The organism is Streptomyces sp. NPDC091287, assembly GCF_044768525.1.
Lineage (GTDB): Bacteria > Actinomycetota > Actinomycetes > Streptomycetales > Streptomycetaceae > Streptomyces.
The window spans coordinates 16427-43408 of sequence record NZ_JBIVUV010000027.1; the positions used below are offsets into that span (position 1 = coordinate 16427).

Genomic DNA, 26982 nt, shown 5'->3' on the forward strand with positions numbered 1-26982 from the left:
AGGAGATTTCCGTGAAGGATGCCTTCGGCGCCCCGCAGTCCCTGCTCGTCCTCGGCGGCACCTCCGAGATCGCCCTGGCCACCGCGCGCCGGCTGATCGCCCTGCGCACCCGCCGGGTCTGGCTGGCCGGGCGCCCCTCCCCGGCCCTGGAGTCGGCCGCCGCCGAGCTGCGCGGCCGGGGGGCGGACGTGCGGACCGTCGACTTCGACGCGCTGGACTCCGCCTCCCACGAGGTCGTCCTAGGCAAGGTCTTCGCGGAGGGCGACATCGACGTGGTGCTGATGGCGTTCGGGGTCCTCGGCGACCAGGCGCGGGACGAGGAGGAGCCGATGGCCGCGGTCCGGGTCGCCCAGACCAACTACACGGGGGCGGTCTCCGCCGGGCTGGTGTGCGCCGGCGCACTGCAGGCGCAGGGGCACGGTTCGCTGGTGGTGCTGTCGTCGGTGGCCGGGGAGCGTGCCCGGCGCGCGGACTTCATCTACGGCTCCAGCAAGGCGGGCCTCGACGCGTTCGCGCAGGGGCTCGGCGACGCGCTCCAGGGGACCGGGGTGCAGGTGATGGTCGTCCGCCCTGGCTTCGTCCGGACCCGGGCCACGGCGGGGCGGCCGGAGCAGCCGTTCGCGACCGGCCCGGAGGAGGTCGCGGAGGCGATCGTCACTGGGCTGCGGCGGCGCTCGGAGAGCGTGTGGGTGCCCGGTTCGCTCCGGGTGGTGATGGCGGCGCTGCGGCACGTCCCGCGCCCGCTGTTCCGCCGGCTGCCTGTCTAGGGCCTGTCGTCAAACTGCCGTCGTCGCCCGAAGGGCGGCCGGGCGGCGTCTGGTGCGTGCGATCGCAAGGCGCTGGAATGGTCTCGTAGCGGAGCTACTAGGGCATTTCGGCAACGCCGCGAGCGTGCGTGCCAGACGCCGCCCGGCAGGCGGCAGTTTGACGACAGGCCCTAGGGCCTGCGGCCCCAGGGGCTCAGGGCCGCAGCGACGGGGCGTCGATCGTGTAGCCGCCCTGGGCCGGGACGGCGGGCGTGCCGCCGCCCGCTTCGAACGGGAAGTCCCGGAGCTTGCGCCAGACGGCGTCCGGGCCCTGCTCGTACAGCGCGAAGGATCCGCAGGTCCAGGCGGCCTCGTAGTCCGCGAGCTCCTCGTAGGCCCGGTCCATGGCCTCCTCGGCGATGCCGTGGGCCACGGTGACGTGCGGGTGGTAGGGGAACTGGAGCTCGCGCACCAGGGGGCCCGAGGCGTCCCGGACCCGCTTCTGGAGCCAGGAGCAGGCCGAGGCGCCCTCGACGACCTGGACGAAGACCACCGGCGACAGCGGGCGGAAGGTGCCGGTGCCGGACAGCCGCATCGGGAACGGCCGGCCGGCCGTGGCGATCCTGTCGAGGTGCGCCTCGATCGCCGGGAGGTCGGCCGACTGCGCCTCGGTCGGCGGCATGAGGGTGACGTGGGTGGGAATGCCGAAGGCGGCAGGGTCCCCGAAGCTCGCGCGGCGATCCTGGAGCAGGCTGCCGTAGGGCTCCGGGACCGCGATCGAAACGCCGAGCGTTACGGTCCCCACGTCGTTCTCCTCCACCGTCGATGGTCGATTTTCGGTCATGCCGCGTGGGCCGGGTTTCCGGCCCACGCGTTCCGTCGCCGCAAGTGTGACCCCTGCGGCCATGATCTCGCCAGGGTCCTTGGACTCAGTGCTTCGCGGGCAGCAAGCCCATCCGGTCGTACGTCTGTGCCAGGGTCTCCGCGGCGACGGCCCTGGCCTTCTCCGCTCCCTTGGCCAGGATGGCATCCAGCGTCTCCGGGTCGTCCAGATACTGCTGGGCGCGGGCCCGGAAAGGAGTGACGAATTCCACCATGGCCTCGGCAAGATCGGTCTTCAGCGCACCGTAGCCCTTGCCCTCGTAACTCCGTTCCAGGTCCTCGACCGGGCTGCCGGAGAGGGTGGAGAGGATCGTGAGCAGGTTGCTGACGCCCGGCTTCTTCTCGGCGTCGAAGCGGATCACCGTGTCGGTGTCGGTGACCGCGCTCTTCACCTTCTTCGCGGTGGCCTTCGGGTCGTCGAGGAGGTTGATGAGGCCCTTCGGCGTGGAGGCCGACTTGCTCATCTTCACCGCCGGGTCCTGGAGGTCGAAGATCTTCGCCGTCTCCTTGAGGATGTACGGCGCGGGGACGGTGAACGTCTGGCCGTACCGGCCGTTGAACCGCTCGGCGAGGTCGCGGGTCAGCTCGATGTGCTGGCGCTGGTCCTCGCCCACCGGGACCTGGTTCGCCTGGTAGAGCAGGATGTCCGCGACCTGGAGCACCGGGTAGGTGAAGAGGCCGACGGTGGCCCGGTCGGCGCCCTGCTTGGCGGACTTGTCCTTGAACTGCGTCATCCGGGAGGCCTCGCCGAAGCCGGTGAGGCAGTTCATCACCCAGCCGAGCTGGGCGTGCTCGGGCACATGGCTCTGGACGAAGAGTGTGCAGCGCTCCGGGTCCACACCGGCCGCCAGCAGCTGCGCCACGGCGAGCCGGGTGTTGGCACGCAGCTCGGCGGGGTCCTGCGGGATCGTGATCGCGTGCAGGTCCACGACCATGTAGAAGGCGTCGTGGCTCTCCTGAAGCGCCACCCACTGGCGCACCGCGCCCAGGTAGTTGCCGAGGTGGAACGAGCCCGCGGTGGGCTGGATCCCGGAGAGCACGCGCGGACGGGCGGCCGCACCGGTGCGGCCCGTCTGCGGCTGGTCGGTGGGGAGGTCAGAGGCCATGGCTTCATTGTCTCAGGTACGGGGGCGATCTCCGGCAGCCGGTGCGGGGCGGAGAGGGCGCGTACTCGCAGGGGCACGGAGCACGGGAGCGCACGCGCGAGATGAACCGCACATTTCGGCTGCCCGGCGTGCGACGGCGGGCGCGCCGGGCAATGGAGGTTTCCCGGCGCGGGTTCCGACCGACGATACAAAGTGGGCACCACCCCCGCCCACGCCGCACGACGAACGGAGATCCCGTGTCGATCACGGAAACTGCCATCGCCTCCGCCGAGGCGCACAGCGCGCACAACTACCACCCGTTGCCGGTCGTCGTGGCCTCGGCGGAGGGCGCCTGGATGACCGATGTCGAGGGCCGCCGGTACCTCGATCTGCTCGCCGGATATTCGGCACTCAATTTCGGCCATGGCAACCGCCGGCTCATCGACGCGGCCAAGGCCCAGCTGGAACGGGTGACGCTGACGTCCCGGGCCTTCCACCACGACCGGTTCGCCGACTTCTGTACGGAGCTGGCGGCGCTGTGCGGCATGGAGACGGTGCTGCCGATGAACACCGGGGCGGAGGCCGTGGAGACCGCGGTGAAGACCGCCCGCAAGTGGGGCTACCGGGTCAAGGGCGTGCCGGACGGCATGGCGAAGATCATCGTGGCCTCGGACAACTTCCACGGCCGCACGACCACGATCGTCAGCTTCTCCACCGACCCGGAGGCGCGGGCCGACTTCGGCCCGTACACCCCCGGCTTCGAGATCGTCCCGTACGGGGACCTCACCGCGATGCGGGAGGCGATGACCGAGAACACCGTGGCGGTGCTGATCGAGCCGATCCAGGGCGAGGCCGGGGTGCTGGTGCCGCCGGCCGGCTACCTCCCCGGCGTACGGGAGCTGACCCGCGAGCGGAACGTGCTGTTCGTCGCGGACGAGATCCAGTCGGGGCTGGGGCGTACCGGGAAGACGTTCGCGCTGGAGCACGAGGGCGTGGTGCCGGACATGTACCTGCTGGGGAAGGCGCTCGGCGGCGGGGTGGTCCCGGTGTCGGCGGTCGTCTCCTCGGCGGACGTCCTCGGCGTGTTCCGGCCCGGCGAGCACGGCTCCACGTTCGGCGGGAACCCGCTGGCCTGCGCGGTGGCGCTGGAGGTGATCGCGATGCTGCGGACCGGCGAGTACCAGCAGCGGGCGGCCGAGCTGGGCGACCATCTGCACCGCGAGCTGGGCCTGTTGACGGGCGGCGGCGCGGTGGAGGCGGTGCGCGGCCGGGGTCTGTGGGCGGGCGTCGACCTCGCTCCGGCGCTGGGCACCGGCCGGGAGATCTCCGAGAGGCTGATGGAGCTGGGGGTGCTGGTGAAGGACACCCACGGCTCCACCATCCGGATCGCCCCGCCGCTGGTGATCAGCAAGGAGGACCTGGACTGGGGCCTGGACCGGCTGCGGGCGGTACTGAGCGCCTGAGAGTCCGCCGGGCGGGGCCCGGGGCCGGGCCTCGGGACCTCAGAGGATGACGTGGGGCAGGAAGCGGGCGTACTCGTCCGTGACCGGCCCCGCCGACTCCCGGATGCCGAGCCCCGCCGCCTCGTCCTCGACGACCCACGCGCCGAGCACCACCCGGTTGCCGTCGAAGTCGGGCAGCGGAGCCACCTCCTGGTAGCAGCACGGCTCGTCGCGCGTCACGGGCGGCGAGCCGGGGCCGTGCAGCTCGACACCGGCGCCCTCGCGGCCGAGCAGCGGCTTGGACACGTATCCGGCCCCGCCGGGTCCGGCCAGCTCGCGCGGGCCGTCGAGGTAGGCGGGCAGCAGGTTGGGGTGGCCGGGGTACAGCTCCCAGACGATCGCGAGCAGCGCCTTGTTGGAGAGGAGCATCTTCCAGGCGGGCTCGATCCAGCAGGTGGTGCCGGAGCCGCCGCCGTTGTCGAGGGTGTCCAGCACCTGCGGGCCGAAGCGGTCGGTGGCCAGCCACTCCCAGGGGTAGAGCTTGAAGCAGCTGCGGATGAACCGCAGCCGTTCGTCGACGAACCGGCCCGACAGCCGGTCCCAGCCGATCTCCTCGACGGACAGCGCCTCGGTGTCGAGCCCGGCCTGCTGGGCGGTCTCGCGCAGATACGCGACCGTCATCAGGTCCTCGCCCAGCTCGTCGCCGTCGGAGTGGACGAAGTGCAGCGGCCCGGGCGGCAGCAGGGGCGCCTGCCGCTTCCAGGCGTCGACCAGCCTCTCGTGCAGGGAGTTCCACTGGTCGGCCCCGGGGAACCGGTCCTCCATCCAGAACCACTGGGCGCTCGCGGCCTCCACCAGCGAGGTCGGGGTGTCGGCGTTGTACTCCAGCATCTTCGCCGGGCCGTTCCCGTCGTAGCGCAGGTCGAACCTCCCGTACACGGACGGCAGTTCGGCGCGGCGGCGCCAGGACTCGGCGACCAGCGCGGCGAGCCGGGGGTCGGTGATGCCGAGGTCGGCGAAGCGGTCCCGCTCGACGATGTGCGCGGCGGCGGCCAGGCACATCGTGTGCAGTTCCTCGACGGTCTCCTCCAGCGCCTCGACCTCGGGCAGCGAGAAGACGTAGTAGGCGCTCTCGTCCCAGTACGGACGCAGCGAACCGTCCGGGTAGCGGGTGAGCGGGTAGACGACGCCCTGCGCCTCGACGGTCTCCTGCCAGCCGGGGCGCGGCTCGATCGTGCGGCGTTCCACGGCGGTCAGCCGCCGCCGGAGCCGGAGCAGCCGAAGCCGCCGCGGTCGACCGCCGACTTGTCGAAGCTGCCGCCCTGCACCTTCCCGCTGTCGCTCTTGCCGCCGTAGTAGTACGAACCGTTGCCGCCGCTGCGGCACTCGGAGCTCGGCAGCGTCCGCTGCGTCGTGCGGTCGGCGCAGCGCTTGTCCGGCTCCGAGCCGCAGGACGTGATCGTCAGGGCGAGCAGCCCCATACCGCCGAGCACGACCGTGCTCGACCTCAGCCTTCGTGTGGACATGTTCGGTTCTCCCCCGTCGTACGCGATCGGATCCGGCGTCCCTTTTCCGCCACCGGACCTCTTGTCAGATTAGTGGGAGGGGTGGCCGGTTCGGAACCTGGTCCCCTACGGGAGTACCCGGCACAGGGCGTCGAGCGCGCCCGCCCAGGCGCTCTCCGACGGCGAGCCGTAGCCGATCACCAGGGCGTCGCGGGCGGCCGGGGCGTCCGGGTGGCGGTAGCGCGCGAGGCCGTCCAGTGCCAGGCCCTGGAACGCCGCCGCCTGGATCACCGAACGCTCGGCGCCCGGCGGGAGTTCGAGGACCGCGTGCAGCCCGGCCGCGATCCCGCTGACCTCGATGCCCGGCGCGCGCTCGGCGAGCGCCGCGACGAGCTGGTCGCGGCGACGGCGGTAGCGCAGCCGCATGGAGCGCACATGCCGGTCGTACGCCCCGGAGGCGATGAACTCCGCGAGCGTCAGCTGGTCGGGCGAGCCGGACATCCAGTCGGACACGCCCTTCTCCGCCACCACCTCCTCCACCAGGCCCCGGGGCAGCACCATCCAGCCGAGGCGCAACCCCGGTGCCAGCGACTTGCTGGCGGTGCCGAGATGGACGACCCGCTCCGGGTCGAGGCCCTGGAGCGCCCCCACCGGCTGCCGGTCGTACCGGAACTCCCCGTCGTAGTCGTCCTCCAGGATCAGCCCGCCGGTGGACCGGGCCCAGTCGACGGCGGCGGCCCGCCGGTCCGGGTGCAGCGGTACGCCGGTGGGGAACTGGTGCGCCGGGGTCAGCAGGACCGCGCCCGCGCCGCGCAGCGCGGCCAGCTCGCCGGTCCGGGACCCGTGCTCGTCCAGGGGCAGGCACGGGGTGCGCAGCCCGGCTTCGGTGAGGAGGTCTCTATGGAGGTCGAGGCCGTACGACTCGACGGCGATCTCCCGGCCCCCGCGCCGCCGCAGCACCCGGCCCAGCAGCCTCAGCCCGTGCGCGAAGCCGGAGCAGATCACGATGCGCTCCGGGTCGGTGTGGACCCCGCGCGCCCTCGCCAGGTACTCGGCCAGCACGGTGCGCAGTTCGACGCGGCCGTGCGGATCGCCGTAGCCGAAGGCCTCGTCGGGCGCGGCGGTGAGCGCCTTGCGGGCGGCCTTGAGCCAGGCGGTGCGCGGAAAGGCGGAGAGGTCCGGCGAGCCGGGCTTCAGGTTGTGCCCGGCCCCGGGCCGCACCGGCCGGGACCGGGCCGCCACGGGGTCGGTCCGGCGCGGCGCGGACCGCTGGGCGACCCGGGTCCCCGAGCCCTGTCGGGCGGTGAGCCAGCCCTCGGCGACCAGCTCGGCGTAGGCGTCGGCGACCGTGTTGCGGGCGACGCCCAGGTCGGCGGCGAGCACCCGGGAGGACGGCAGCCGGGTGCCGGGGGTCAGGCGGCCGGTGCGCACCGCCTCCCGCAGCGCCTCCATCAGCCCGCTGCGGAGCCCCTGGCCGACCGGTTCCAGATGCAGGTCCGCGCCGAAAGTGGCCCAGGAATCCGTCATGCCAATGGACCATACCGGGGTGCCATCGGGGCCGTAGCGTCGTCCTCATGACCTCGACGCACGAGCACCACCACGCCCCGGCCGACCTCTCCCCCGAGGAGCCGCCCCGGATCTCCGTCTCCCAGCTCCTCCCTGACGTCTACAAGGCGATGGTCCGGCTCGACATCGCCGCCCGCAAAGGCCTGGACCCCGTCCTGGTCGAGCTGGTGAAGATCCGGGCCTCGCAGCTCAACCAGTGCGCGTTCTGCCTGGACATGCACAGCAAGGACGCGCTCGCGGCGGGCGAGTCGGTCGAGCGGATCGTCCAGCTCAGCGCCTGGAGGGAGTCGCGGCACTTCTACACCCCGAAGGAGCTGGCGGCGCTGGCCCTGACCGAGGCGGTCACCGTCCTGACCGACGGCTTCGTCCCGGACGAGGTGTACGCGGAGGCCGCCAAGCACTTCGAGGAGACCGAGCTGGCCCAGCTGATCGCGGCCATCACCGTGATCAACGCCTGGAACCGCTTCGGCGTCACCGGGCGGCTGACCCCGGGCCACTACACGCCGGGCGACTTCAAGAGCTGATCACTCCCGGCTGATCGCTCCTGGCTGATCACTCCCCCGGGAACGCCCGTCAGAACGGGTCGTCGTACGGGTCCCTCGGCGTCGTCCTGGGTGATGAACCCGGGCAGCGGCGAGGCGTCCGGGGACGCGGTGTCCGAGACCTCGGGCGGGTCCTGGCCCTGCGACGGCCGCGGCACGGCACTCCCGGTCACCGGCACCTCTTTCCCTCTGGCACTTCGCACCGGTCCCGGCCCGGGACGTACGGAGACGGTTGAGGGCGGGAAACGCGGAAGCGCCCCCGGCGGCGGGTGCTGCCGGGGGCGCTCGACGTGGTGCGGGTGCGGGTCTCAGATGAGGCCGAGCTCGCGGACCGCGTCGCGCTCCTCGGTGAGCTCCTTGACCGACGCGTCGATGCGCGTACGGGAGAACTCGTTGATGTCCAGGCCCTGGACGATCTCGTACTTTCCGTCCTTCGTGGTGACCGGGAAGGAGGAGATGATGCCCTCGGGGACGCCGTAGGAGCCGTCCGACGGGATGCCCATCGAGGTCCAGTCGCCGGCGGCGGTGCCGTTGACCCAGGTGTGCACGTGGTCGATGGCGGCATTGGCGGCCGAGGCGGCCGAGGACGCGCCACGGGCCTCGATGATCGCGGCGCCGCGCTTGGCGACGGTCGGGATGAAGGTGTCGGCCAGCCACACCTCGTCGTTGACGGTCTCGGCGGCGTTCTTGCCGGCGATCTCCGCGTGGAAGATGTCCGGGTACTGGGTGGCCGAGTGGTTGCCCCAGATCGTCAGCTTCTTGATGTCGGAGACGGCGGCACCGGTCTTGGCGGCCAGCTGCGAGATCGCGCGGTTGTGGTCCAGACGGGTCATCGCGGTGAAGCGCTCCGCCGGTACGTCCGGGGCGGCGGCCTGCGCGATGAGCGCGTTGGTGTTGGCCGGGTTGCCGACGACGAGGACCTTGATGTCGTCGGCGGCGTTGTCGTTGATGGCCTTGCCCTGCGGCTTGAAGATGCCGCCGTTGGCGGCGAGCAGGTCACCGCGCTCCATGCCCTTGGTGCGCGGGCGGGCGCCGACGAGCAGGGCGACGTTCGCACCGGCGAAGCCGACGTTCGGGTCGTCGGTGATCTCGATGTTGCGCAGCAGCGGGAAGGCGCAGTCGTCGAGCTCCATCGCGGTGCCCTCGGCGGCCTTGAGGCCCTGCGGGATCTCCAGGAGGCGCAGGTTGACCGGCACGTCCGGGCCGAGCAGGTGGCCGGAGGCGATGCGGAAGAGCAGCGCGTAGCCGATCTGGCCGGCTGCGCCGGTCACGGTGACATTCACGGGAGTGCGGGTCATGGCGGTCTCCGTTTAGACAGCTGGCGGTGGGGGTCCCGGCCCCTGGTGCCGGACCCTGGTGCTGGACACCCTCCCCGCCCCGACGAATCTTGACGTGAAGAGATATCCAGCGGTCAGGCTATCGGACCCGGCTCGGCCGGGCCGCCCGCCCCCCTGTGGCACCGCACACAAACGGTCACGCACCGCACCCACGGGCCACGGGGCTCCTGGCTTCCGCCGCCCCGGGCCCGCCGTCACTCGCCCGGGTCGGTGCACCCCTTCGTGCCGGAGGTGAGCGTCGCGCAGGCCTTCGCGTCGGGCGCCTTCTTCACCGCGACCATCGGGGTGTACGCGTCGGTGTCCCCCATGACCTCGCCGTTCTGCGCTCCCTCGCCGGCGGTGATCCGCACGGTGTCGCCGATGGCCGCCTCGGTGAGCCGAGCCCAGGAGGCGGAGCAGACCTCGCTGTAGCGGACCTCGATCTTGCTGCCGCCGACCACGGCGGCGGCCACCGTACGGGCGAACTCGCCGCCGCAGCCCATCGCCTCGGGGTCCTTCCCGGCGCACTCCGCGCCGCTGCACTCGACGCCCACGGGCAGCTCCGGGGCGGCCTTGGTGGGAGCCACCGACGGGGTGGGGGTGGCCTTGGCCGCGTCGTCGCCCGGTGCGAGCAGCACCGCGCCGACCACGACGATCAGGGCGCCGAGGGCCCCGACGGCGAGCATGGGGCCCTTCCTGCGGCCGCCGGGGGTCTGGCCCGGTCGGGTGCCGCGCACGTCCCGGCCGGAGCCGGAGTCGCGGCCGGTGTTCTCCGCCGTGTTCCGCTCCGGCCGCTGCCCGCCCTGGTTCGGCCCGCCGTCGTACGGTCGGTCCTGGTGGCGTGCGGGGTGCGGTGCGGTGCCGCGCTGCATGGGAACGATGAGTTGGCGCGTGTCGTCGTCGCCGGGCCCGTAAGCCCCGCCGCCGTACGGGTCCTTGCCGTGGACGTCGCGGGGCGGGGCGTCCGTGCCGGCCGGGCCCGCGGCGGCGGGAACCCGCGTGCCGGCTCCGGACGCGCTGTGCCGGCCGCCGGCGGAGGACCGGCCGGACCGGCCGGCCGCCGGGGCGTCGGGAGCCGTCGTGCCGAGCTCGCCGAGCGCGGCGCGGGCCTGCGTGATCCGGATGGTCTCCATCGTCATGTCGTGGCGCATCTCGGCCCGGCTCCAGGCCCGCTCCGCCAGCTCCCACATGGTCGTGAGGTGGTGCTGCGGGGCGCCCGTCACCTCGGCGAGGGCCACGACGGCTCCGCGCGGGGCGAGCAGCCGCCCGTTGAGATACCGCTCCCAGGACGTCTTGCTGTAACCCGTGCGGTCGGCCACCGCGTTGATGTTCAGTCCGCTGCGGTCGACGAGCCTGCGCAGCTGGCTGGCGAACTCCCTGATCTGCGGGTCGAGCTCTTCGGGCAGTGCCTTCCAACGAGGCATCGCGTTTCCCCCTCTTGTCCCCCGGACGTATTTGCTGTGCCCCGCTACGGCCGGTCCCCCGGTCCGCGCATCCCCCGGTCCGTCCGCCGCCGTCCGGTCCGGACCGTCAGCTGGACTACCCACGAGGATGCGCGGAGCCAGGGTGTCAGTTCCTGACGAGGAGGCGCACGGGAGCATTCGGGAGGGGTGCGTGTTCTCACGCGCCCCGAACTCCGCGCCGGCCACTGCTCCGCCTGCTCCGTGCCGCTCTGTGCGCCGTGCCAGTCTGCCATCGTTGCGCGGCGATCACACCGTGCCGGAATGGTCACTTCCGTGCCACAGGCCACAGTGAGCGCTTGTTCCGGTCTTTCATGTCCATGACGCTGGAGTCGGGACGGGGCAAGGCCGCCCATCTCGCCGCATACCGGGGCTTCTTGCCCGGTTGTCCCGTTCCGCCGTGGTGTCCGTCCCTCCTCGGGGGTGGGGACGGGCACCACGGACCTGATCGGGACGGGGCGCCCGGCGGCGGAATCGGGACGGATGCCCGCTAGCGGATCGTGAAGCGGACCGCGTCCTCCAGGATCGGGACGTCGAGCCACGGCGCGGGCTGTGCGACCAGCGCGAGCAGCACGATCAACGTGCCCATCAGCCCGTACGTGACCAGGTCGGTGAAGCGGGAACGTACCGCCAGCATCCCGACCGAGGGCACCACCCAGCGCAGCACGGCACCGGCGATCAGCGCGCCACCGATCAGGATCGTGCCGATGCGGAACGCCTGGTCGAACGGGTCGAGCACCACGATCAGCAGTCCGAGGCCCGCCGCGCAGAGCACGGTGAGCAACGGCCACTGCCGGGCCGGGGCGGGCGCGTCGCCGGACGCCGCCCTGCCACCGCCCTCGGGACGGGCGGTGTCCCGGGTGAACCGCGGGAACCGCCGCGACCGGCGGGGCCGCCCGTCGGCCGCGGCCCCGTCCTTGCCCGGGCCCGTGGCCGTGGCCGTGTCCGTGGCCGTGGCCGTGGCCGTGTCCGTGTCCGGGGCCTCGTCCGTGTCCGTGGACGTGGACGAGGACGTGGTGGTGTCCGTGGACGTGTCCGTGTCCGTGGACGGGGCGGTGTCCGTGCCCGGAGCCGTGGCGTCCGTGGCGTCCGCGACCGGGTCCGGTCCGGCGGACCCTGTGGACCCGGCGGGCCCGGCGGACCCGTCCCGCTCTTCCCGCTCGTCCGGTTCGCGCGGCTCGTCCGCCGCCCGGCCGGCGGGGGCGGGGTCGGCCGGACTCGTACCAGCACCCATGAGGTTCCCTCCGGATCCGGCCGTCAGCCCGTTGCGGCGGCGTCGGCGGCCTCGGCGGCGGCCCGCTCGGCGGCCTCGACCACGTTGACCAGCAGCTGCGCGCGGGTCATCGGGCCGACGCCCCCGGGGTTCGGGGCGACCCAGGCGGCCACCTCACGGACCCCCGGGTGCACATCGCCGACGATCTTGCCGTCAGCGTCCCGGCTGACGCCGACGTCGAGCACGGCCGCGCCCGGCTTCACGTCCTCCGGCTTGATCAGGTGCTGCACGCCGGCGGCGGCGACGATGATGTCGGCCTGCCGCAGGTGGGAGGAGAGGTCCCGGGTGCCGGTGTGGCACTGGGTCACCGTGGCGTTCTCCGACTTGCGGGTCAGCAGCAGCGGGATCGACCGGCCGATGGTGACACCGCGTCCGACGACCACGACGTGCGCCCCGTTGATCTCCACGCCGTGCGCGCGCAGCAGCTGGACGACGCCCTGCGGGGTGCAGGGCAGCGGGCCGGTCTCGTTGAGGACGAGGCGGCCGAGGCTCATCGGGTGCAGCCCGTCGGCGTCCTTCTCCGGGTCCATCAGCTCCAGGATCCGGTTGGTGTCGATGCCCTTGGGCAGCGGCAGCTGGACGATGTAGCCGGTGCACTCGGGGTTGGCGTTGAGCTCCCGGACGACGTCCTCGATCTCCTCCTGCGTGGCGGTGTCGGGAAGTTCGCGCTGGATCGAGCCGATGCCGACCTGGGCGCAGTCACGGTGCTTGCCGTTGACGTACCACCGGCTGCCCGGGTCGTCCCCGACGAGCAGGGTTCCGAGGCCGGGAGTGATCCCCTGGGCCTTGAGGGCCGCCACACGGACGGTCAGATCGGATTTGATCGCGGCAGCGGTGGCCTTGCCATCGAGAATCTGGGCAGTCATGGTCCCATCCTCGCGGATGACCCCGCCCGCATACCAATTGCCGGTGCCGCACCCGTACCGGACATTGCACTTGCACAACGTCGGGGGCCCCGGACTGGACAAACAAGGGTCCCGCTCATAACGATGAAGGCCGCGGTTGTACGGGGGGCGGGCCGCTGATCGATGTCCTTCCTCCGTGTGGCCATCTCGTCCCCACACGTCTGTTGAAGGAACACCCCTTATGAGCTTCGGCGACCCGAACAACCCGTACGGGCAGCAGCCCGGCCAGCCGCCCCAGGGCCCGCCGCAGGGACAGCCCGGTTACGGCTACCCGCAGCAGGCTCCGCAGGGTGTCCCGCCGCAGGGCTACGGCTACCCGCAGCAGCAGCCGGGGTATCCCCAGCAGCCCGGCTACCCGCAGCAGCCCGGCCAGCCCTACGGTGGCGGTTACCCGCAGCAGCCCGGCCAGGGCGGCATGCCGGAGCTGGCCCACTGGGGCCTGCGCTTCGGCGGACTGATCGTCGACGGGCTCGTCATGATGGTCCCGTACATCCTGGTCATCATCGGCGGTGGGGTCGGCGACTCCTTCGGCATGATCCTCAGCGCCATCGGCTCCATCGGTGTCATCGCCGTGGTCATCTGGCAGCTGTACCAGGAGGGCACCACCGGCCAGACGATCGGCAAGAAGGCCGTGGGCATCCGCCTGCTGCGCGAGGCCGACGGCCGCCCGCTGGGCTTCGGCATGGCCTTCGTGCGCCGCCTGGCCCACTTCCTGGACAGCATCGCCTGCTACATCGGCTGGCTGTGGCCGCTGTGGGACGCGAAGAAGCAGACGTTCGCGGACAAGGTCTGCTCGTCGGTGGTCGTCAAGGCCAACTGATCCACCTCATCCACCTGATTCACCTGATTCACCTGATTCACCGCAGCACCTCGCGCATACGAAGGCCGCACCCGTTGAACGGGTGCGGCCTTCGCGCGTACGGGCCCGGGGCCGCTGTCGGTCGACCGGGACGCTGTCAGTCCCCCCTGGCCCCCGGGATCTCCGCCGGCTCCGGTGACGTGCGCTCCATCACCACGAAGCTGCCACCCCGGTGCTTGAGCCGGTAGGACGCCTCGGGGTGCAGCTGCTGGGCGTACGCCACCGGGTCCTGGATCGGGCGGGACCAGCCGAAGTCCAGGTTGATGGCGACGAAGTCGGGTGCGGTGCCCGGGGCTCCGCCGACCCAGTAGACGGTGCGGTCGGAGGTGAGGTGGGCCATCAGCGTGATGTCCGTCTCGACCCGCGCCCCGGCCGGGATGGCGTCGAGCGCCGCCCGGGCCGCCTGGCTGCGGGCGTCGTCGGTGCGGTAGGTCTCCGGGCGCAACAGGTCGCGCAGCGGCAGGTGCTGGGTCATCGCGACGGCGATCGCGGCGGCGACGGGCACGGCGACCTTCGCGTACGAGGCGAGCCAGGGCCGGTGCGAGTCGCGGCTGCGGCGGACGCCGTCGGCCAGCGCGAGGAAGAGCACCGGCATGAGGATCGCGCTGTAGTGCCAGACCATGCCCCAGTGGTTGCTGTCCTGCGAGAGCAGCCGCCAGCCGAGCGTGGGAACGATCAGCAGCGTCAGCGGTGAACGCAGCGCCATGAACGCGGTGATGCCGATCAGGAAGACCAGCATCTCGATCTTGACGGAGGAGTTGAGGACGCCGAGGACGGAGTCCAGCATCGAGACGTCCTGCTCACCGTTCTTGTCGATCTTCTGCCAGTAGTCGTAGGTGCCCGCACTGCTGGCCGCCGGGATGAGGACCATGAGCGTGACGACGAAGGCGGCGACCCCGAAGGCGGCGAGCAGCGCGCCCTGGAGGCGGCGGCCGTACACGAAGAGCAGGAAGCCGACGACCGCCACGGTGGCGCCCAGGTCCTCCTTGACCAGGACCAGGGGGAGCGACCACAGGAGCGCGGCCGTGTACCGCTTCAGGAGCAGGGCCCGGCAGACGAGGGCCAGCAGCGGTACGGCGAACGCGATCTCGTGGAAGTCGGCCTTCACCGCTTCCTGGATGCCCCAGGAGAGTCCGTACGCGACGGTGACGCAGAGCCCCGAGCGCCCGCCGAGGAGCTGCTGGGTGGTGCGGCCGACGATGACCGCTCCCAGCGCGAACAGTGCGGCCTGTGCGAACAGCAGGGACTCGGCCGACGGCCAGAGCCAGTACAGCGGGGCCAGCAGCGCCACGATCGGGGAGAAGTGGTCGCCGAGGATCAGATAGCCGGGGCCCTTGATGTCGACGACCGGGGCGTCGAACCCGGCGTACGCCCGGACCTCCTGCTCGAAGATTCCCAGGTCCCAGGAGGGTGAGCCGAAGCGGCTGTACTGGAAGTACGCGTAGAGGAAGTAGAGCGCGCACAGGATCGCGCCGGCGACGAGGTACGGGCGCAGGGGTACGCGTTCGGCGGCGGCGTCGCCCGTACGCGGCGCGTCGCCGGCCGGACGGGCGTCCGGCCCCGGGCCCTGGGCGGGCAGGCGTCCCGGTCCGGACCGGTCCGTTCCACTCTTGTTCAGCTCAAGCACGGTGACTGCCCCCGCTACGGATTTCCACGGCCGTTCATTAGAACAGAGCGGCGAGCCGGTTCCGCACGACGGACACGGCCGAGGCCGCACCCGTGTCGGGGTGCGGCCTCGGGCCGGTCGGTGAACTCCGCGGAAGAGGTCCCGGTCAGTGGAAGAAGTGGCGCGTGCCCGTGAAGTACATGGTCACGCCGGCCTTCTTCGCGGCCTCGATCACCAGCTCGTCGCGGACGGACCCGCCGGGCTGGGCGACGGCCTTGACGCCGGCGGCCGTGAGGATCTCCAGACCGTCGGGGAACGGGAAGAAGGCGTCGGAGGCGGCGTACGCCCCGCGCGCCCGCTCCTCGCCGGCCCGCTCGACGGCGAGCTTCGCGGAGTCGACCCGGTTGACCTGGCCCATGCCGACGCCGACCGAGGCGCCGTCCTTGGCGAGCAGGATCGCGTTGGACTTGACGGCGCGGCTCGCCTTCCAGGCGAAGGCCAGCTCCTTCAGCTCAGCCGCGGAGAGCGCGTCGCCGGTGGCGAGCGTCCAGTTGGCCGGGTCGTCGCCGTCGGCCTGGAGGCGGTCGGCGACCTGGAGCAGCGCGCCGCCGTCGATCGGCTTCACCTCGAACGCGGCGGTCGGGGCCTCGGGAGCGCGCAGCACCCGGATGTTCTTCTTGCGGGCCAGCACCTCGACGGCGCCGTCCTCGTAGGCCGGGGCGACGATGACCTCGGTGAAGATCTCCGCGACCTGCTCGGCCATCTCGACGGTCACCGGGCGGTTGACGGCGATCACGCCGCCGAACGCGGAGAGCGGGTCGCAGGCGTGCGCGTTGCGGTGCGCGGTGGCGACGTCGTCGGCGATGGCGATGCCGCACGGGTTGGCGTGCTTGATGATCGCGACGCACGGCTCGGCGTGGTCGTAGGCGGCGCGGCGGGCGGCGTCGGTGTCCGTGTAGTTGTTGTAGGACATCTCCTTGCCGTGCAGCTGCTCGGCCTCGGCGAGACCGCCGTCGCCGGAGGTGTAGAGCGCGGCGGGCTGGTGCGGGTTCTCGCCGTAGCGCAGGACGTTCTTGCGCGTGTAGGTGTCGCCGAGGAACTCGGGGAGGCCCGAGGCATCCGCGGCCGCGTAGTCGTCCGCGAACCAGGAGGCGACGGCCACGTCGTAGGCGGCGGTGTGCTGGAAGGCCTCGCCGGCGAGCCGCGCGCGGGCGGTCAGGTCGAAGCCGCCGGCCTTGACGGCGGCGAGGACGTCGGCGTACCGCTCGGGGCTGGTGACGACGGCGACCGACGGGTGGTTCTTGGCGGCGGCGCGGACCATCGAGGGGCCGCCGATGTCGATCTGCTCGACGCACTCGTCGTCGGAGGCGCCCGAGGCGACGGTCTCCTTGAACGGGTAGAGGTTCACCACGACCAGGTCGAAGGGCTCGACGCCGAGCTCCGCGAGCTGCTCGCGGTGGGAGTCGAGACGGAGGTCGGCGAGGATGCCGGCGTGGACGCGGGGGTGCAGCGTCTTGACGCGGCCGTCCAGGCACTCGGGGAAGCCGGTGAGCTCCTCGACCTTGGTGACCGGCACTCCGGCGGCGGCGATCCTCCCGGCGGTGGAGCCGGTGGAGACGAGTTCGACGCCCGCCTCGTGCAGACCGCGGGCGAGGTCTTCGAGCCCCGTCTTGTCGTAGACACTGACCAGGGCGCGGCGGATGGGCTTATTCACCGACATGACCGAGATGAACCTTTCGTCCCTCAATGCGATAGCCGTCACGGGCGATACGCCCCACGGCCTCGACGAGCAGCGAGCGCTCGACTTCCTTGATGCGTTCGTGAAGGGCGGCTTCGCCCTCCGGGGTGTCCTCCTCGGTCACCTCGACCACGCCCTGCGCGATGATCGGACCGGTGTCGACGCCGTCGTCGACGAAGTGGACGGTGCAGCCCGTGACCTTGACGCCGTACGCGAGTGCGTCACGCACTCCGTGGGCGCCGGGGAAAGCGGGCAGCAGGGCGGGGTGGGTGTTGACGGTCCGGCCGCCGAACGCGGCGAGGAACGCCGGACCGACGATCTTCATGAAACCGGCGGAGACGACGAGGTCCGGGCGGTGCGCGGCGACCTGCGCGGCGAGCGCCTCGTCCCACTCGGCGCGGGTCGCGTGGTCCTTGAGCTTGCACACGAACGTGGGGATTCCGGCCCGCTCCGCGCGCTCCACGCCCCCGGTCCCGTCGCGGTCCGCGCCGACGGCGACGACCCGTGCCCCGTACGCCGCCGGGTCGTCGCCGATGGCGTCGAGCAGCGCCTGGAGATTCGTACCGGATCCGGAGACCAGCACGACCAGCCGGGCAGGAGAGGCGGAGGGGGGCGGGGAGGCCACGTCGGGGCCCTTTCTCACGTGATGACCGCAGGGTGACGCAGGTGCGGCATGCTCTTTGTAGGGTCGTACGAAAGTATCGCCTCGCCCGATACGGGGAACCCTACGAACGGGCCGACCGTCAGCAACGATACCGGCACACCCGACGGCCCCCACGGGACGGGGGCGTGACCGGGAGGTAGCGTCAGGGGACAGCGAGCCGTCCACCGGGCGGACGAACCGTCCTACGGGCGGACATGACGAGATGGGGAAGACGTTCACCACATGCCGGACCGACGCCGTCGCACCGCCTTCCGCCTCCCGCTGCCCGAGCGGTCCGCTCCCCTGATGCGGGAACGCCTGCCCTCTTCGCCGGACTCCTCGTCCCCGGGCTCCTCGCCTCAGGGACCTTCCTCGTCGGGTCCTCCTTCCCCGGATTCCTCGTCCTCGGGTTCCTCGTCCTCGGATTCCTCGTCCCCGGGTCACTCCTCGCCGGATTCCTCCTCGGGATCCGCGCCGGCCTCCGGCTCCGCCGCGAAGCCTCAGGAGGACAACCCGTTCGCCGCGCCGCCCGTGGACCGTCCGGACCAGCCGTGGCAGCCGCGCCGCGCCGCCGGGTCCAACGGGCCGGAGGGGTCGAACGGTTCGGACGGGAACGGTGGGCCCGACGGGGACGGCTCCGCCGGGGACCGCCCGTCGTGGGGCAGCCAGTGGAGCAGCAAGCAGCCCGGCCGGGGCAACGGCGGCTTCGGCGGCCGCTCCGGCGGGAACGGCTCCGGCGGCCCGGGAGGCAAGGGCGGATCCGAACGCGGCGGTCCGGGTGGACTGCGCTGGGACCCCACCGACCCCGCACAGCGGCGCGCCCGCTACGCGGTGCTCGGCGGTATGTGGGCCTTCTTCTTCGCCCTCTTCGACCTCTCGGAGCTCGCCCTCCTCCTGGGCGCGCTCTCGACGTACTGGGCGATCAGCGCGCTCCGCACCCCGATGAAGAGCGCGTCCGCGACGGACCGTACGGCGGCGGGCGGCACCGGAGCGGCCGGGACCGCTGCGGGGGCCGAGACCGGGACGGGGGCCACGGCGGGCGACGTCTCCGGAGCCTCGCCCGCCGTGCCCACGCCCGCCGCGCCGCCGAATGTCAGCAGCAGGCAGCAGACCACGGCGGCGGTGAGCGGACTGGTGACCGCCCTGCTGGCACTGCTCATCGTGGCGACCACGTTCACCGTGCAGCTCGTCTACCGCGACTACTACACGTGTGTGAACGACTCCCTGACCAAGACGGGCGCACTGTCCTGCAACGACCAACTGCCGAAGCCTTTGGAGCCGTTCTTCGGCGTCAAGGAGTAGGCCCCGGGCGGTCCGCTTCCGCCGCGGGACGCCCCGCGGCGGCATCGGCGGCATCAGCAGAATCGGCGGGGCCGGCGAGACCAGCAGAATCGGCGGGACCAGCGGGGAAGTCGGCCATCAGGCCGCCGGAACCCCGCTTCAGGGAGGCCCAACGGGCCTCCCTGAAGTCTTTCTCGTGCCACGGGTCGGTCGGCAGGAAGTCGTACGGCTCGAACCCCGCGTCCCCCCTCCCCGCCCCCGACCCGGCCCCGCCGACCAGAGCGCCGGAGACCGTTTCGGGTGCCGACCCGGGGGCCGGAACGGCGGACGCGGCGGGTGCCGCGGAACCGCCCTGCGCCGCATCGCCGGACGCGCCCGCCGCCCCTCCCCGCACCCGCCACGGCGCCCACCAGCGGCGCGGACGCCCGATGGCGGCCTGCGCGTCCGCCCCCGCCTTCTCCTCGGACGCCGTCGCTTTCGCTGCCGCTTTCGTCGGCGTCGGCGTCGACGCTGTCACCGAGGGCTCGTCCGCTTCCGGTACGTCCCTGCGCCAGGCCCAGCCCGGGGTGCGCAGGCGCCACAGGCGCAGCAGCAGGACCGCCGGTACGCCGATGCCCGCCGTCCACGCCAGTGCCGCCGGTCCGGCCAGCCACCACACCGGGCCGAACTCCCTCAGCGCCCCGGTGCCGAGCGGCCCGCCGGCCACCGCCATGAGCAGCCCCGTCACGGCACCGCAGGCCAGCGCGGCGAGCAGCGTCACCAGCACCGTCTCGCGCCGGCTCCACACCTGAGCGCGGGGCGCGTCGGCGGGCGCGGCCCTGCGGGCGGTGAACCAGGCGACGGCCAGCGCGGTCGCCACCGGCACCGCCAGGGCCGCCCCGTTCAGCAGGGAGCCCGGCCCCTGGTCCGGCACGGCCGCCAGCAGGGGGAAATGGGGCGCCGCCGGAGTCCCGTCGAGGCCCAGCGGGGTGGCGGTGGCTCCCGTACCGAGCGAGAAGCCGGGCCCGAGCCCGTACGAAGCTCCCCACAGTGCGGCGTTCGGCACGAGCGAGGCGGCCAGTAGGAGCACGGCGAACCGTCCCGACCAGTCGCCCGCGAGCCCCAGGAACGCGTCCTGCGCCACCCCCGCGTTCCGGCCGAGCGCCACCGCGACCAGCACCGCACCGCCCCCGAGCAGCACCGTGACGCCCACCGCCGCCGACCGGCACGCCGCCTCGACCCGATCGCGGAAGAGCGTCCGCGCGATCGCTTCCTGAAGCACCAAAGGAGACCAGGACGGCAGGGGCCCGAGTGGCCGCCCGGCCGCCGTCCACACCCCGGCCGCCGCCGCACCGGCCACCACCAACGCCACCGGGAACACCAGCGTGTCCGGGTCCGGGCGCAGCGAACCGCCGCGCGCACCGGCCGCCGCCCCCGCCACGACCAGCAAATATCCCGCGGTCACCGCGCAGAACGCGCCCACCTGCGAAGGCCTGGGCCGCCCCTCCTCCGGCTCCGCCGCATCGCGCGCCGCGCGGTGCGCCAGCCAGACCGGGCCCACCACGAGCAGCAGCGGCACCACGGAGACGGGGGCGGGAACGCCGCTCAGGGTGTCGGGCCGCACGAGCCCCGCGCCGTGCGCGAGCAGCCAGACCCCGGCCGCCGCGCGCAGCGCGCCGCCCGGCCCGCTGTCGGGATACGGGGAGCTGATCCACAACACCATGACCAGCACCGTCAGCGACCCGAGGCCGAGCCCGGCAGCGACGGCTCCCCGCACCAGGGCGGAGGCCAGGGCGAGGGTGCGGTTCCGCTCGGCCGTCGCCTTCGGGCTGCCTTGCGTCATTTGGGTCACGCGGCCCATGCTGCCAACGACACGCGCTTATTTCGCGTAACGCGCGAACAGCCGTTGTGTCGCTCAATATACGTTTATGTACTTTTTCACTCAGTGCGGCGCTGCCGGGGGTCGTCCATGACCCGGAGCACGACCGACGAGGCCGCCGCGCCGCAGCTGCCCTCCCCCAAGGAGCGCCGCAGACTGCGCGAGGCGAAATCGCTGAGCGAGGAGCAGGTAGCGGCGGCGGTCGGCGTCACGCGCGCCACCGTGCGCTCCTGGGAGACGGGGCGCACGAGCCCGCGCGGACGCAAGCGCGCGCTGTACGCGAAGCTCATCGCCCCCGAACCGAAGGCACCCACCACGCCGCCACCAGCGGCTGCCCCGGCGGCTGCGGCTGCGGCTGCGGCTGTGCCTGTGCCTGCGGCTGTGGCAGCTCAGGAGCCTCCTCCCGAGGCCCCTCCCGAAGCCGCTCCGGAGGTAAAGGTGCCGGTGGTGGCGGAGGCGGAAGCGGAGCCGGAAGCGGAGCCGGAGGGAGAGAGGGAGGGGGACACGGAGGCAGTCGGAGAGCGGCGTCTCTCCCCCGCCGAGGCGTTCGACGAGTTGTACGCCCGGACTGCCCCCGGCCTCGTCCGGCAGGCCTATCTGCTGACCGGCCGCCGCGCCCTGGCCCGCGAGTCCGTCGAGCGTGCCTTCCAACTGGCCTGGCACCGCTGGCCCGAGGTGGCCGTCGACCGCGACCCGGCCGGCTGGGTGCGCGCGGCGGCGTACGAGTACGCGATGTCCCCCTGGCACCGGCTGCGCCGCGGGCACCGGCATCCCGACGCCCCGCCCACGGAACCGGGGAAGCGGGCGCTGTTCGACGCGCTGCTCGACCTGCCCCCGGCCTACCGGCGCACGCTCCTCCTGTACGACGGGGTCGGCCTGGACCTCCCGGAGACCGCGGCCGAGACGGAGGCCAGCACCCCGGCGGCGGCGGGCCGTCTGATGACCGCCCGCGCCGCCGTCGCCGAGCGGCTCCCCGAACTCGCGGCCGTCGGCTCGCCCGCCGAGCAGTCGGCCCTGCTGCACGACCGGCTCGGCGGGCTCGCGCGCGCCGAGCACGTACCCGTACCGCGGCCGGCCCGTGCTGTGCGCACCGGCAGCGAGGACAAGGCCAGGCTGTGGACCAGGGCCGCCATCGCGGGTGTCGCGGTGCTCATCGCCGTGACCGGACTGACCCTGCACACCGCGCCCACCCACTACGAGCCGCCGATCGCCCCCGCCGAGCGGGTCGGGGGCGTACCGCCCCGCGGTGGTCCCCAGAAGCTCACCGCCCAGGACCTGAAGCTCCAGATGTCGCTGCGCGAGCAGTTGGCGCACGGCCCGGAGCGGCTGATTCCGCAGCTCCGGTGAGCCGTCACGTGAGCCGTCACGCGGACTGAGCCATCACCCGGACGGCAGGCGCGTACGCGAACGGCGCGGGCCCGCACCCCTGCGTCACAGGGAGTGCGGGCCCGCGCCGTTCGCAGCGTGCCTCCGCCGCCTGACCGACTGCGTCAGGCGCCGAGGATCTCGCGCGCCAGCTTGGCGGTCTCGGTCGGCGTCTTGCCGACCTTGACGCCGGCGGCCTCAAGGGCCTCCTTCTTCGCCTGGGCGGTGCCCGAGGAGCCGGAGACGATGGCGCCGGCGTGGCCCATGGTCTTGCCCTCCGGGGCGGTGAAGCCCGCGACGTAACCGACGACCGGCTTGGTGACGTTCTTCGCGATGAAGTCGGCGGCACGCTCCTCGGCGTCGCCGCCGATCTCGCCGATCATCACGATGAGGTCGGTCTCCGGGTCCGCCTCGAACGCCGCGAGGGCGTCGATGTGCGTGGTGCCGATGACCGGGTCGCCACCGATGCCGACGGCGGACGAGAAGCCGATGTCACGGAGCTCGTACATCATCTGGTAGGTCAGCGTGCCCGACTTCGACACGAGACCGATGCGGCCGGGCTTGGTGATGTCGCCCGGGATGATGCCGGCGTTGGACTGGCCGGGGGTGATGAGACCCGGGCAGTTCGGGCCGATGATCCGGGTCTTGTTGCCCTTCGCGCCGGCGTACGCCCAGAAGGCGGCCGAGTCGTGGACGGCGATGCCCTCGGTGATCACGACGGCGAGCGGGATCTCGGCGTCGATCGCCTCGACGACGGCGGCCTTGGAGAAGGCCGGCGGCACGAAGAGGACGGACACGTTCGCGCCGGTCTTCTCCATCGCCTCGGCGACGGAGCCGAAGACCGGTACCTCGGTGCCGTCGAAGTCGACGGAGGTGCCGGCCTTGCGCGGGTTCACGCCGCCGACGATGTTGGTGCCGTCGGCGAGCATGAGCTTGGTGTGCTTCATGCCCGTCGCGCCGGTCATCCCCTGGACGATGACCTTGCTGTCCTTGGTGAGGAAGATAGCCATGGTGGTCTGAGTCCCTCTTCCTTACTTCGCAGCCGCGGCGAGCTCGGCGGCCTTGTCGGCCGCGCCGTCCATGGTGTCCACGCGCTGCACGAGCGGGTGGTTGGCGTCGGAAAGGATCTTGCGACCCAGCTCCGCGTTGTTGCCGTCGAGACGCACGACCAGCGGCTTCTCGACCTTCTCGCCCTTGGACTCGAGCAGCGCGAGCGCCTGCACGATGCCGTTGGCGACCTCGTCACAGGCGGTGATGCCACCGAAGACGTTGACGAAGACGGACCGGACGTCCGGGTCGCCGAGGATGATCTCCAGGCCGTTCGCCATGACCTCTGCGGAGGCGCCGCCACCGATGTCGAGGAAGTTGGCGGGCTTCACGTTGCCGTGGTTCTCACCGGCGTACGCGACGACGTCCAGGGTCGACATGACCAGACCGGCACCGTTACCGATGATGCCGACCTCGCCGTCGAGCTTGACGTAGTTGAGGTTCTTGGCCTTGGCGGCAGCCTCGAGCGGGTTGGCTGCGGCCTTGTCCTCGAGCGCCTCGTGACCCGGCTGACGGAAGTCGGCGTTCTCGTCGAGAGACACCTTGCCGTCCAGGGCCAGGATCCGGCCGTCCTTGGTCTTCACCAGCGGGTTGACCTCGACGAGGAGCGCGTCCTCGGCGACGAAGGTGTCCCACAGGGTCACCAGGGCCTCGGCGACACCCTCGGCCACGTCGGCCGGGAACTTCGCCTGGGCCACGATCTCGCGGGCCTTGACAATGTCGACGCCGTCGACGGCGTTGACGGGGACCTTCGCGAGGGCCTCGGGGGTCTTCTCCGCGACCTCCTCGATGTCCATGCCGCCCTGCACCGAGGCCATGGCCAGGAAGGTGCGGTTGGTGCGGTCGAGGAGGTACGAGACGTAGTACTCCGCCTCGATCTCCGGGGACAGCTCGGCGATCATCACCTTGTGGACCGTGTGGCCCTTGATGTCCATACCGAGAATGTCGGTCGCCCGGGCGACCGCCTCGTCGGGGTCGGCCGCCAGCTTGACGCCACCGGCCTTGCCTCGGCCACCGACCTTCACCTGCGCCTTGACGACAGACTTGCCGCCCAGCTTCTCGGTCGCCTCGCGGGCTGCCTCAGGCGTGTCGATGACTTCACCGGCCAGCACCGGTACACCGTGCTTGGCGAAGAGGTCCCTCGCCTGGTACTCGAACAGGTCCACGCGCGTCCGTCCCTTTTAGTGGTATCGCGGTTCGTTCTTCTGCGTGGGCGTGCCGCGATGGGCAACGTGACTGCGCGGTCACAAGGAAGGCGTACACGGTGTCCGAGTACGCGGCATGTCCATCCGGCAGGTTATCCCCGCGCTCCGTGTGACCCTAAATCGCAGATCACACCTGAGCGGTGATAACGGTCACAGGGGGTGGCCCCTCCGGCTCCCGGACGGGGCTCGCCGGGAGCCGGAAGAGGCTGGTCGGAACCGGAGCACCCGGCCCGGGTCCCCCTGGGCCGAGTACTCCGATGTGGTGAACCGTGCGGCCTCTCAGCCCGCGCCGTTCGTCCTTGTCGGACATCTCGGAGCCGACATCTCGGAGCCGACTTCTCGCAGCCGATTTCTCAGAGGGGGCTTCTCAGAGGCGGCTTCTCAGATCGGACTTCTCAGAGCGCGGGCAGCGCGTCCGTCGCGAAGGACGGGGCGACGGAGGTGACGCCCTGGACGCCGGCGCCCGCGTGACCCACGGCGGGGCGGGCGTCCTCGCTGACCGTGTCCGCCAGACCGCCCGCGAACGGCCGGGCCTGCGCCCCGACGCCCTCGGCCAGCGGCTGCACCCGGGCGGTGACCCCCTGGGCGAACGGCGCGACGGCGTCACCGGTCAGACCCTCGGCGAGCGGCGACACCTCGGCGGCGACGCCTCCGGCGAACGGCACGGCCGCACCCGTGACGCCGGCCGCCAGCGGCTGGACCTCGGTCGTGACTCCCTGCACGAAGGGCGCGGCGGCGTCGCCGACGACGCCCTGGGCGAACGGCGCGACCTCGCCAACGACTCCCCGGGCGAGCGTGCCGACGTCGCCGACCGCCTGCCCGACGACCGGGACCGCGACGCCGACCGCACCCGCGGCGAGCGGCGGCAGCACCGCGTCGGACGTCTGCCCGACCACGGGCCCCGCCTCGGCCAGCGCCCCCTGGACGGCGGCCGGCGCCTGGTTCTGCGCATAGCCGGGGATCTGCTCGATCGGCCCGAAGAGGTAGTCGATCTCGTCGGCCGGCGCGGCGGGAAGCCGCACGGCCCCGGGCACCTGCTGTACGTCGCCGAGCTCCGGCACCTCCGCGGCATGCGGGACTTCCGGCACCTGCGGCGCGCGCACCTGTGACGGGAGTCCGTCCCGTACGTCGGCCGCACCGGCGGCCTTGCTCCCGGCCTCCGTCAGCGTGTCCTTGACGCCGTCGACGCCGTCGATGGTGTCGATGCTGTCGACGGCCTTGGCGTCCTTGAGCACCTTGGCGTCCCTGGAGTCCTTGAGGACCTTGGTGTCGGTGACGTCCTTGACGTCCTTGACGATCTCCGTCGCGTCGGGGGCCTCGGCCGCCAGGTCCGGGGTGGAGAGCGGTACGGACACGGGCAGCTCGTCCGCGCTCGCCGCGGCGGTGCCGAGCGCCCACATACCGGTGGCGGTGGCGGCGACGGCTATGGATCGGCGCATGTTCTTGTGCATGGGTGTGTCAGATCCTTCGAAGATGTTCGGCAGTCCGGAGAGCTCCGGACGCGGGCAGACCTGTTCCGCCCCCGCGCGGCAGGTCGAGGCGGGGAACGGCCTGCCCTAGCCGGGGAATTCGAGGATCTCGCCGGATCTGTCGGGTATCGGGGCGGCGGTCGCCGGGAGTCCCGCTCCCCGGACGAGCGCGGTGTACGGGCCACTCGGGGCACGGACCGCGTGCAGGTCGCCGCCGCGCGGCCCCTGGCCGTCGGCCACCGCCGTACGCACGAGGTCGCCGCAGGGACCGAGCGGTGCACGGCCCGGAGCCGGCGTGGGCTCGGAGTCCGGTGTGTGCCCGGCATCCGACGCTCCGGACACGTCCGGCACGGCCGGGGCGGAGCCCTGGTCCGCGGTGCTCCGGTCGTGGCCGGCCCTGGGCTCGGCCGAGGCGTCCGCCCCGGCGTCGACGTGCGCCGCCGTGCCGCTCCCGGCCCCATGGCCGGTGTCCGGCACGGAAGGTGACGGAGCACCGGGTGCGTCCGGTCCACCACCGGGCACGGGGAGCACGGAGAAGAGCGGGGGAAGCCCCGGCAGGGACGGCACCAACGGCCGCACCGCCCCGGCGATCCGGTCCACGGTGTCTCCCGCACCCCCGACCACGGCATCGCGGACGCGAGCGGGCGCAGAGGCAGTGGAGGCAGCAGCGGAGACGGTTGAGCCAGGGGAGACGGTGGAGGCAAAGGCGTCGGTGGAAGCAAGGGCGTCGGCGGGGGTCGCGGGTTCGGCGGCCGGTTCCGCGGCGGATTCCCCTACAGATTCCGCAGGGGCCTTCTGCACGGTCCGCTGCTGTGCGGCCTGTTGCCGGGCGGCCCGCTCGACCGGCTCGATCACTGTCCTGACCACCGGCTGGGCCGCCGGCTCGACTGCCGTGGGGACGGCGGCCTCAGGGGCTGCGCCCTCCGGCACGGCGTCCGCCACGGAGGCGGTGAGCGGACCCGGGCCCGGACGCTCCCGCGCTTCCGCGTGTCCACCCGCGAGGAGACCCAGGGCCAGCAGCCCGCCGAGGAACAGCACCACCTGTACCGCGCGACGCCCCGCCGTACCCCGCGCCGGGCGCGGATCGACGGCTGCGCGAGCAGCGGCGGTTGCGGTCACCTCGGTGGATCCTCTCTGGTGCACGGGGGGGGCGGAATGCGCCCCTCCGCGAATGACGGGTCGATGCTTG

General features: G+C 72.5%; 23 protein-coding genes. 6 read left to right on the forward strand and 17 right to left on the reverse strand.

Annotated elements, in window-relative coordinates; all coding sequences use genetic code 11:
- Positions 1-11 precede the first annotated feature (11 nt).
- Positions 12-767 (forward strand): decaprenylphospho-beta-D-erythro-pentofuranosid-2-ulose 2-reductase, encoded by a 756-nt coding sequence (locus tag ACIQRW_RS34810; RefSeq protein ID WP_403768388.1) that lies wholly within the window; start codon positions 12-14, stop codon positions 765-767.
- Between the two features lie 193 nt (positions 768-960).
- Here ACIQRW_RS34810 and ACIQRW_RS34815 read toward each other — a convergent pair whose 3' ends face one another.
- Both ACIQRW_RS34815 and trpS read right to left on the reverse strand, forming a co-directional pair.
- On the reverse strand, positions 961-1551 hold the full coding sequence (locus tag ACIQRW_RS34815; RefSeq protein ID WP_403768391.1) for a 2'-5' RNA ligase family protein: 591 nt from the start codon (positions 1549-1551) through the stop codon (positions 961-963).
- A 124-nt stretch (positions 1552-1675) separates the two neighbouring features.
- On the reverse strand, positions 1676-2668 hold the full coding sequence (gene trpS / locus ACIQRW_RS34820) for a tryptophan--tRNA ligase (protein ID WP_403768524.1): 993 nt from the start codon (positions 2666-2668) through the stop codon (positions 1676-1678).
- A 302-nt stretch (positions 2669-2970) separates the two neighbouring features.
- On the opposite strand from trpS, the gene rocD reads away from it, so the two are divergent.
- Positions 2971-4176: an ornithine--oxo-acid transaminase gene (gene rocD, locus ACIQRW_RS34825; protein ID WP_403768393.1), complete on the forward strand. Its 1206-nt coding sequence runs from the start codon at positions 2971-2973 to the stop codon at positions 4174-4176.
- A 39-nt stretch (positions 4177-4215) separates the two neighbouring features.
- On the opposite strand, the gene ACIQRW_RS34830 is transcribed toward rocD, so the two are convergent.
- The 3 genes from ACIQRW_RS34830 to ACIQRW_RS34840 all read right to left on the reverse strand — a co-directional run bounded on the left by ACIQRW_RS34830 (position 4216) and on the right by ACIQRW_RS34840 (position 7187).
- Entirely contained in the window at positions 4216-5403 is a 1188-nt protein-coding gene (locus ACIQRW_RS34830; protein ID WP_403768396.1) for a glutathionylspermidine synthase family protein, read from the reverse strand.
- Positions 5404-5408: 5 nt separating this feature from the next.
- The gene (locus tag ACIQRW_RS34835) at positions 5409-5681 is read right to left on the reverse strand and encodes a hypothetical protein (protein ID WP_026290180.1); all 273 of its coding nucleotides are present in this window, start codon (positions 5679-5681) and stop codon (positions 5409-5411) included.
- A 105-nt stretch (positions 5682-5786) separates the two neighbouring features.
- Positions 5787-7187, reverse strand: a complete 1401-nt coding sequence (locus ACIQRW_RS34840; RefSeq protein WP_403768399.1) for a PLP-dependent aminotransferase family protein — start codon at positions 7185-7187, stop codon at positions 5787-5789.
- Positions 7188-7234: 47 nt separating this feature from the next.
- Here ACIQRW_RS34840 and ACIQRW_RS34845 point away from each other — a divergent pair, with 47 nt between their 5' ends.
- Positions 7235-7750 (forward strand): carboxymuconolactone decarboxylase family protein, encoded by a 516-nt coding sequence (locus tag ACIQRW_RS34845; RefSeq protein WP_403768402.1) that lies wholly within the window; start codon positions 7235-7237, stop codon positions 7748-7750.
- A 326-nt stretch (positions 7751-8076) separates the two neighbouring features.
- Here ACIQRW_RS34845 and ACIQRW_RS34850 read toward each other — a convergent pair whose 3' ends face one another.
- The 4 genes from ACIQRW_RS34850 to ACIQRW_RS34865 all read right to left on the reverse strand — a co-directional run bounded on the left by ACIQRW_RS34850 (position 8077) and on the right by ACIQRW_RS34865 (position 12683).
- Complete coding sequence (locus ACIQRW_RS34850) at positions 8077-9066, reverse strand: malate dehydrogenase (RefSeq protein ID WP_215107652.1); 990 nt, start codon at positions 9064-9066, stop codon at positions 8077-8079.
- Between the two features lie 233 nt (positions 9067-9299).
- The gene (locus tag ACIQRW_RS34855) at positions 9300-10508 is read right to left on the reverse strand and encodes a helix-turn-helix domain-containing protein (protein ID WP_403768405.1); all 1209 of its coding nucleotides are present in this window, start codon (positions 10506-10508) and stop codon (positions 9300-9302) included.
- A 526-nt stretch (positions 10509-11034) separates the two neighbouring features.
- Complete coding sequence (locus ACIQRW_RS34860; RefSeq protein WP_403768408.1) at positions 11035-11778, reverse strand: DUF3017 domain-containing protein; 744 nt, start codon at positions 11776-11778, stop codon at positions 11035-11037.
- Positions 11779-11801: 23 nt separating this feature from the next.
- Positions 11802-12683 (reverse strand): bifunctional methylenetetrahydrofolate dehydrogenase/methenyltetrahydrofolate cyclohydrolase, encoded by an 882-nt coding sequence (locus ACIQRW_RS34865; RefSeq protein WP_215107657.1) that lies wholly within the window; start codon positions 12681-12683, stop codon positions 11802-11804.
- A gap of 220 nt (positions 12684-12903) precedes the next feature.
- Between ACIQRW_RS34865 and ACIQRW_RS34870 the strand changes: the two genes are divergently transcribed.
- The gene (locus tag ACIQRW_RS34870; RefSeq protein ID WP_403768411.1) at positions 12904-13542 is read left to right on the forward strand and encodes an RDD family protein; all 639 of its coding nucleotides are present in this window, start codon (positions 12904-12906) and stop codon (positions 13540-13542) included.
- A gap of 136 nt (positions 13543-13678) precedes the next feature.
- Here the strand turns inward: ACIQRW_RS34870 and ACIQRW_RS34875 are convergent, their stop codons facing one another.
- The 3 genes from ACIQRW_RS34875 to purN form a co-directional block, all read right to left on the reverse strand.
- Entirely contained in the window at positions 13679-15208 is a 1530-nt protein-coding gene (locus ACIQRW_RS34875) for a DUF2079 domain-containing protein (protein ID WP_403768414.1), read from the reverse strand.
- A 145-nt stretch (positions 15209-15353) separates the two neighbouring features.
- Complete coding sequence (gene purH, locus ACIQRW_RS34880) at positions 15354-16907, reverse strand: bifunctional phosphoribosylaminoimidazolecarboxamide formyltransferase/IMP cyclohydrolase (protein WP_403768417.1); 1554 nt, start codon at positions 16905-16907, stop codon at positions 15354-15356.
- Positions 16894-17550: a phosphoribosylglycinamide formyltransferase gene (purN, locus tag ACIQRW_RS34885; protein ID WP_403768420.1), complete on the reverse strand. Its 657-nt coding sequence runs from the start codon at positions 17548-17550 to the stop codon at positions 16894-16896. The genes purH and purN overlap by 14 nt, the downstream gene beginning before the upstream one ends.
- A gap of 261 nt (positions 17551-17811) precedes the next feature.
- Between purN and ACIQRW_RS34890 the strand changes: the two genes are divergently transcribed.
- Positions 17812-18870 carry a hypothetical protein gene (locus ACIQRW_RS34890; protein ID WP_403768422.1) on the forward strand — a complete coding sequence of 353 codons (1059 nt, stop codon included), beginning with the start codon at positions 17812-17814 and terminating at the stop codon, positions 18868-18870.
- Here the strand turns inward: ACIQRW_RS34890 and ACIQRW_RS34895 are convergent.
- Entirely contained in the window at positions 18860-20671 is a 1812-nt protein-coding gene (locus ACIQRW_RS34895; protein ID WP_403768527.1) for a DUF6350 family protein, read from the reverse strand. The genes ACIQRW_RS34890 and ACIQRW_RS34895 overlap by 11 nt on opposite strands.
- Positions 20672-20797: 126 nt before the next feature.
- Here ACIQRW_RS34895 and ACIQRW_RS34900 point away from each other — a divergent pair, with 126 nt between their 5' ends.
- The gene (locus ACIQRW_RS34900; RefSeq protein ID WP_403768425.1) at positions 20798-22054 is read left to right on the forward strand and encodes a helix-turn-helix domain-containing protein; all 1257 of its coding nucleotides are present in this window, start codon (positions 20798-20800) and stop codon (positions 22052-22054) included.
- A gap of 143 nt (positions 22055-22197) precedes the next feature.
- On the opposite strand, the gene sucD is transcribed toward ACIQRW_RS34900, so the two are convergent.
- The 4 genes from sucD to ACIQRW_RS34920 form a co-directional block, all read right to left on the reverse strand.
- Entirely contained in the window at positions 22198-23082 is an 885-nt protein-coding gene (sucD, locus tag ACIQRW_RS34905) for a succinate--CoA ligase subunit alpha (RefSeq protein WP_018955930.1), read from the reverse strand.
- 21 nt (positions 23083-23103) lie between these two features.
- Positions 23104-24285, reverse strand: coding sequence for an ADP-forming succinate--CoA ligase subunit beta (sucC, locus tag ACIQRW_RS34910; protein WP_403768428.1), 1182 nt, complete (start codon positions 24283-24285; stop codon positions 23104-23106).
- A 434-nt stretch (positions 24286-24719) separates the two neighbouring features.
- Positions 24720-25775 (reverse strand): hypothetical protein, encoded by a 1056-nt coding sequence (locus ACIQRW_RS34915; protein ID WP_403768431.1) that lies wholly within the window; start codon positions 25773-25775, stop codon positions 24720-24722.
- A 105-nt stretch (positions 25776-25880) separates the two neighbouring features.
- On the reverse strand, positions 25881-26912 hold the full coding sequence (locus ACIQRW_RS34920; protein WP_403768434.1) for a hypothetical protein: 1032 nt from the start codon (positions 26910-26912) through the stop codon (positions 25881-25883).
- Positions 26913-26982 lie beyond the last annotated feature (70 nt).

Coding starts and splice junctions, on each gene's coding strand:
- ACIQRW_RS34840 (WP_403768399.1), bottom strand. CDS start 7,187: ATGACGGATTCCTGGGCCACTTTCGGCGCGGACCTGCATCTGGAACCG.
- ACIQRW_RS34915 (WP_403768431.1), bottom strand. CDS start 25,775: ATGCACAAGAACATGCGCCGATCCATAGCCGTCGCCGCCACCGCCACC.
- ACIQRW_RS34865 (WP_215107657.1), bottom strand. CDS start 12,683: ATGACTGCCCAGATTCTCGATGGCAAGGCCACCGCTGCCGCGATCAAA.
- ACIQRW_RS34850 (WP_215107652.1), bottom strand. CDS start 9,066: ATGACCCGCACTCCCGTGAATGTCACCGTGACCGGCGCAGCCGGCCAG.
- purH (WP_403768417.1), bottom strand. CDS start 16,907: ATGTCGGTGAATAAGCCCATCCGCCGCGCCCTGGTCAGTGTCTACGAC.
- ACIQRW_RS34835 (WP_026290180.1), bottom strand. CDS start 5,681: ATGTCCACACGAAGGCTGAGGTCGAGCACGGTCGTGCTCGGCGGTATG.
- ACIQRW_RS34890 (WP_403768422.1), top strand. CDS start 17,812: ATGCCGGACCGACGCCGTCGCACCGCCTTCCGCCTCCCGCTGCCCGAG.
- ACIQRW_RS34900 (WP_403768425.1), top strand. CDS start 20,798: ATGACCCGGAGCACGACCGACGAGGCCGCCGCGCCGCAGCTGCCCTCC.
- ACIQRW_RS34870 (WP_403768411.1), top strand. CDS start 12,904: ATGAGCTTCGGCGACCCGAACAACCCGTACGGGCAGCAGCCCGGCCAG.
- ACIQRW_RS34855 (WP_403768405.1), bottom strand. CDS start 10,508: ATGCCTCGTTGGAAGGCACTGCCCGAAGAGCTCGACCCGCAGATCAGG.
- sucD (WP_018955930.1), bottom strand. CDS start 23,082: ATGGCTATCTTCCTCACCAAGGACAGCAAGGTCATCGTCCAGGGGATG.
- ACIQRW_RS34845 (WP_403768402.1), top strand. CDS start 7,235: ATGACCTCGACGCACGAGCACCACCACGCCCCGGCCGACCTCTCCCCC.
- ACIQRW_RS34895 (WP_403768527.1), bottom strand. CDS start 20,671: ATGACGCAAGGCAGCCCGAAGGCGACGGCCGAGCGGAACCGCACCCTC.
- ACIQRW_RS34860 (WP_403768408.1), bottom strand. CDS start 11,778: ATGGGTGCTGGTACGAGTCCGGCCGACCCCGCCCCCGCCGGCCGGGCG.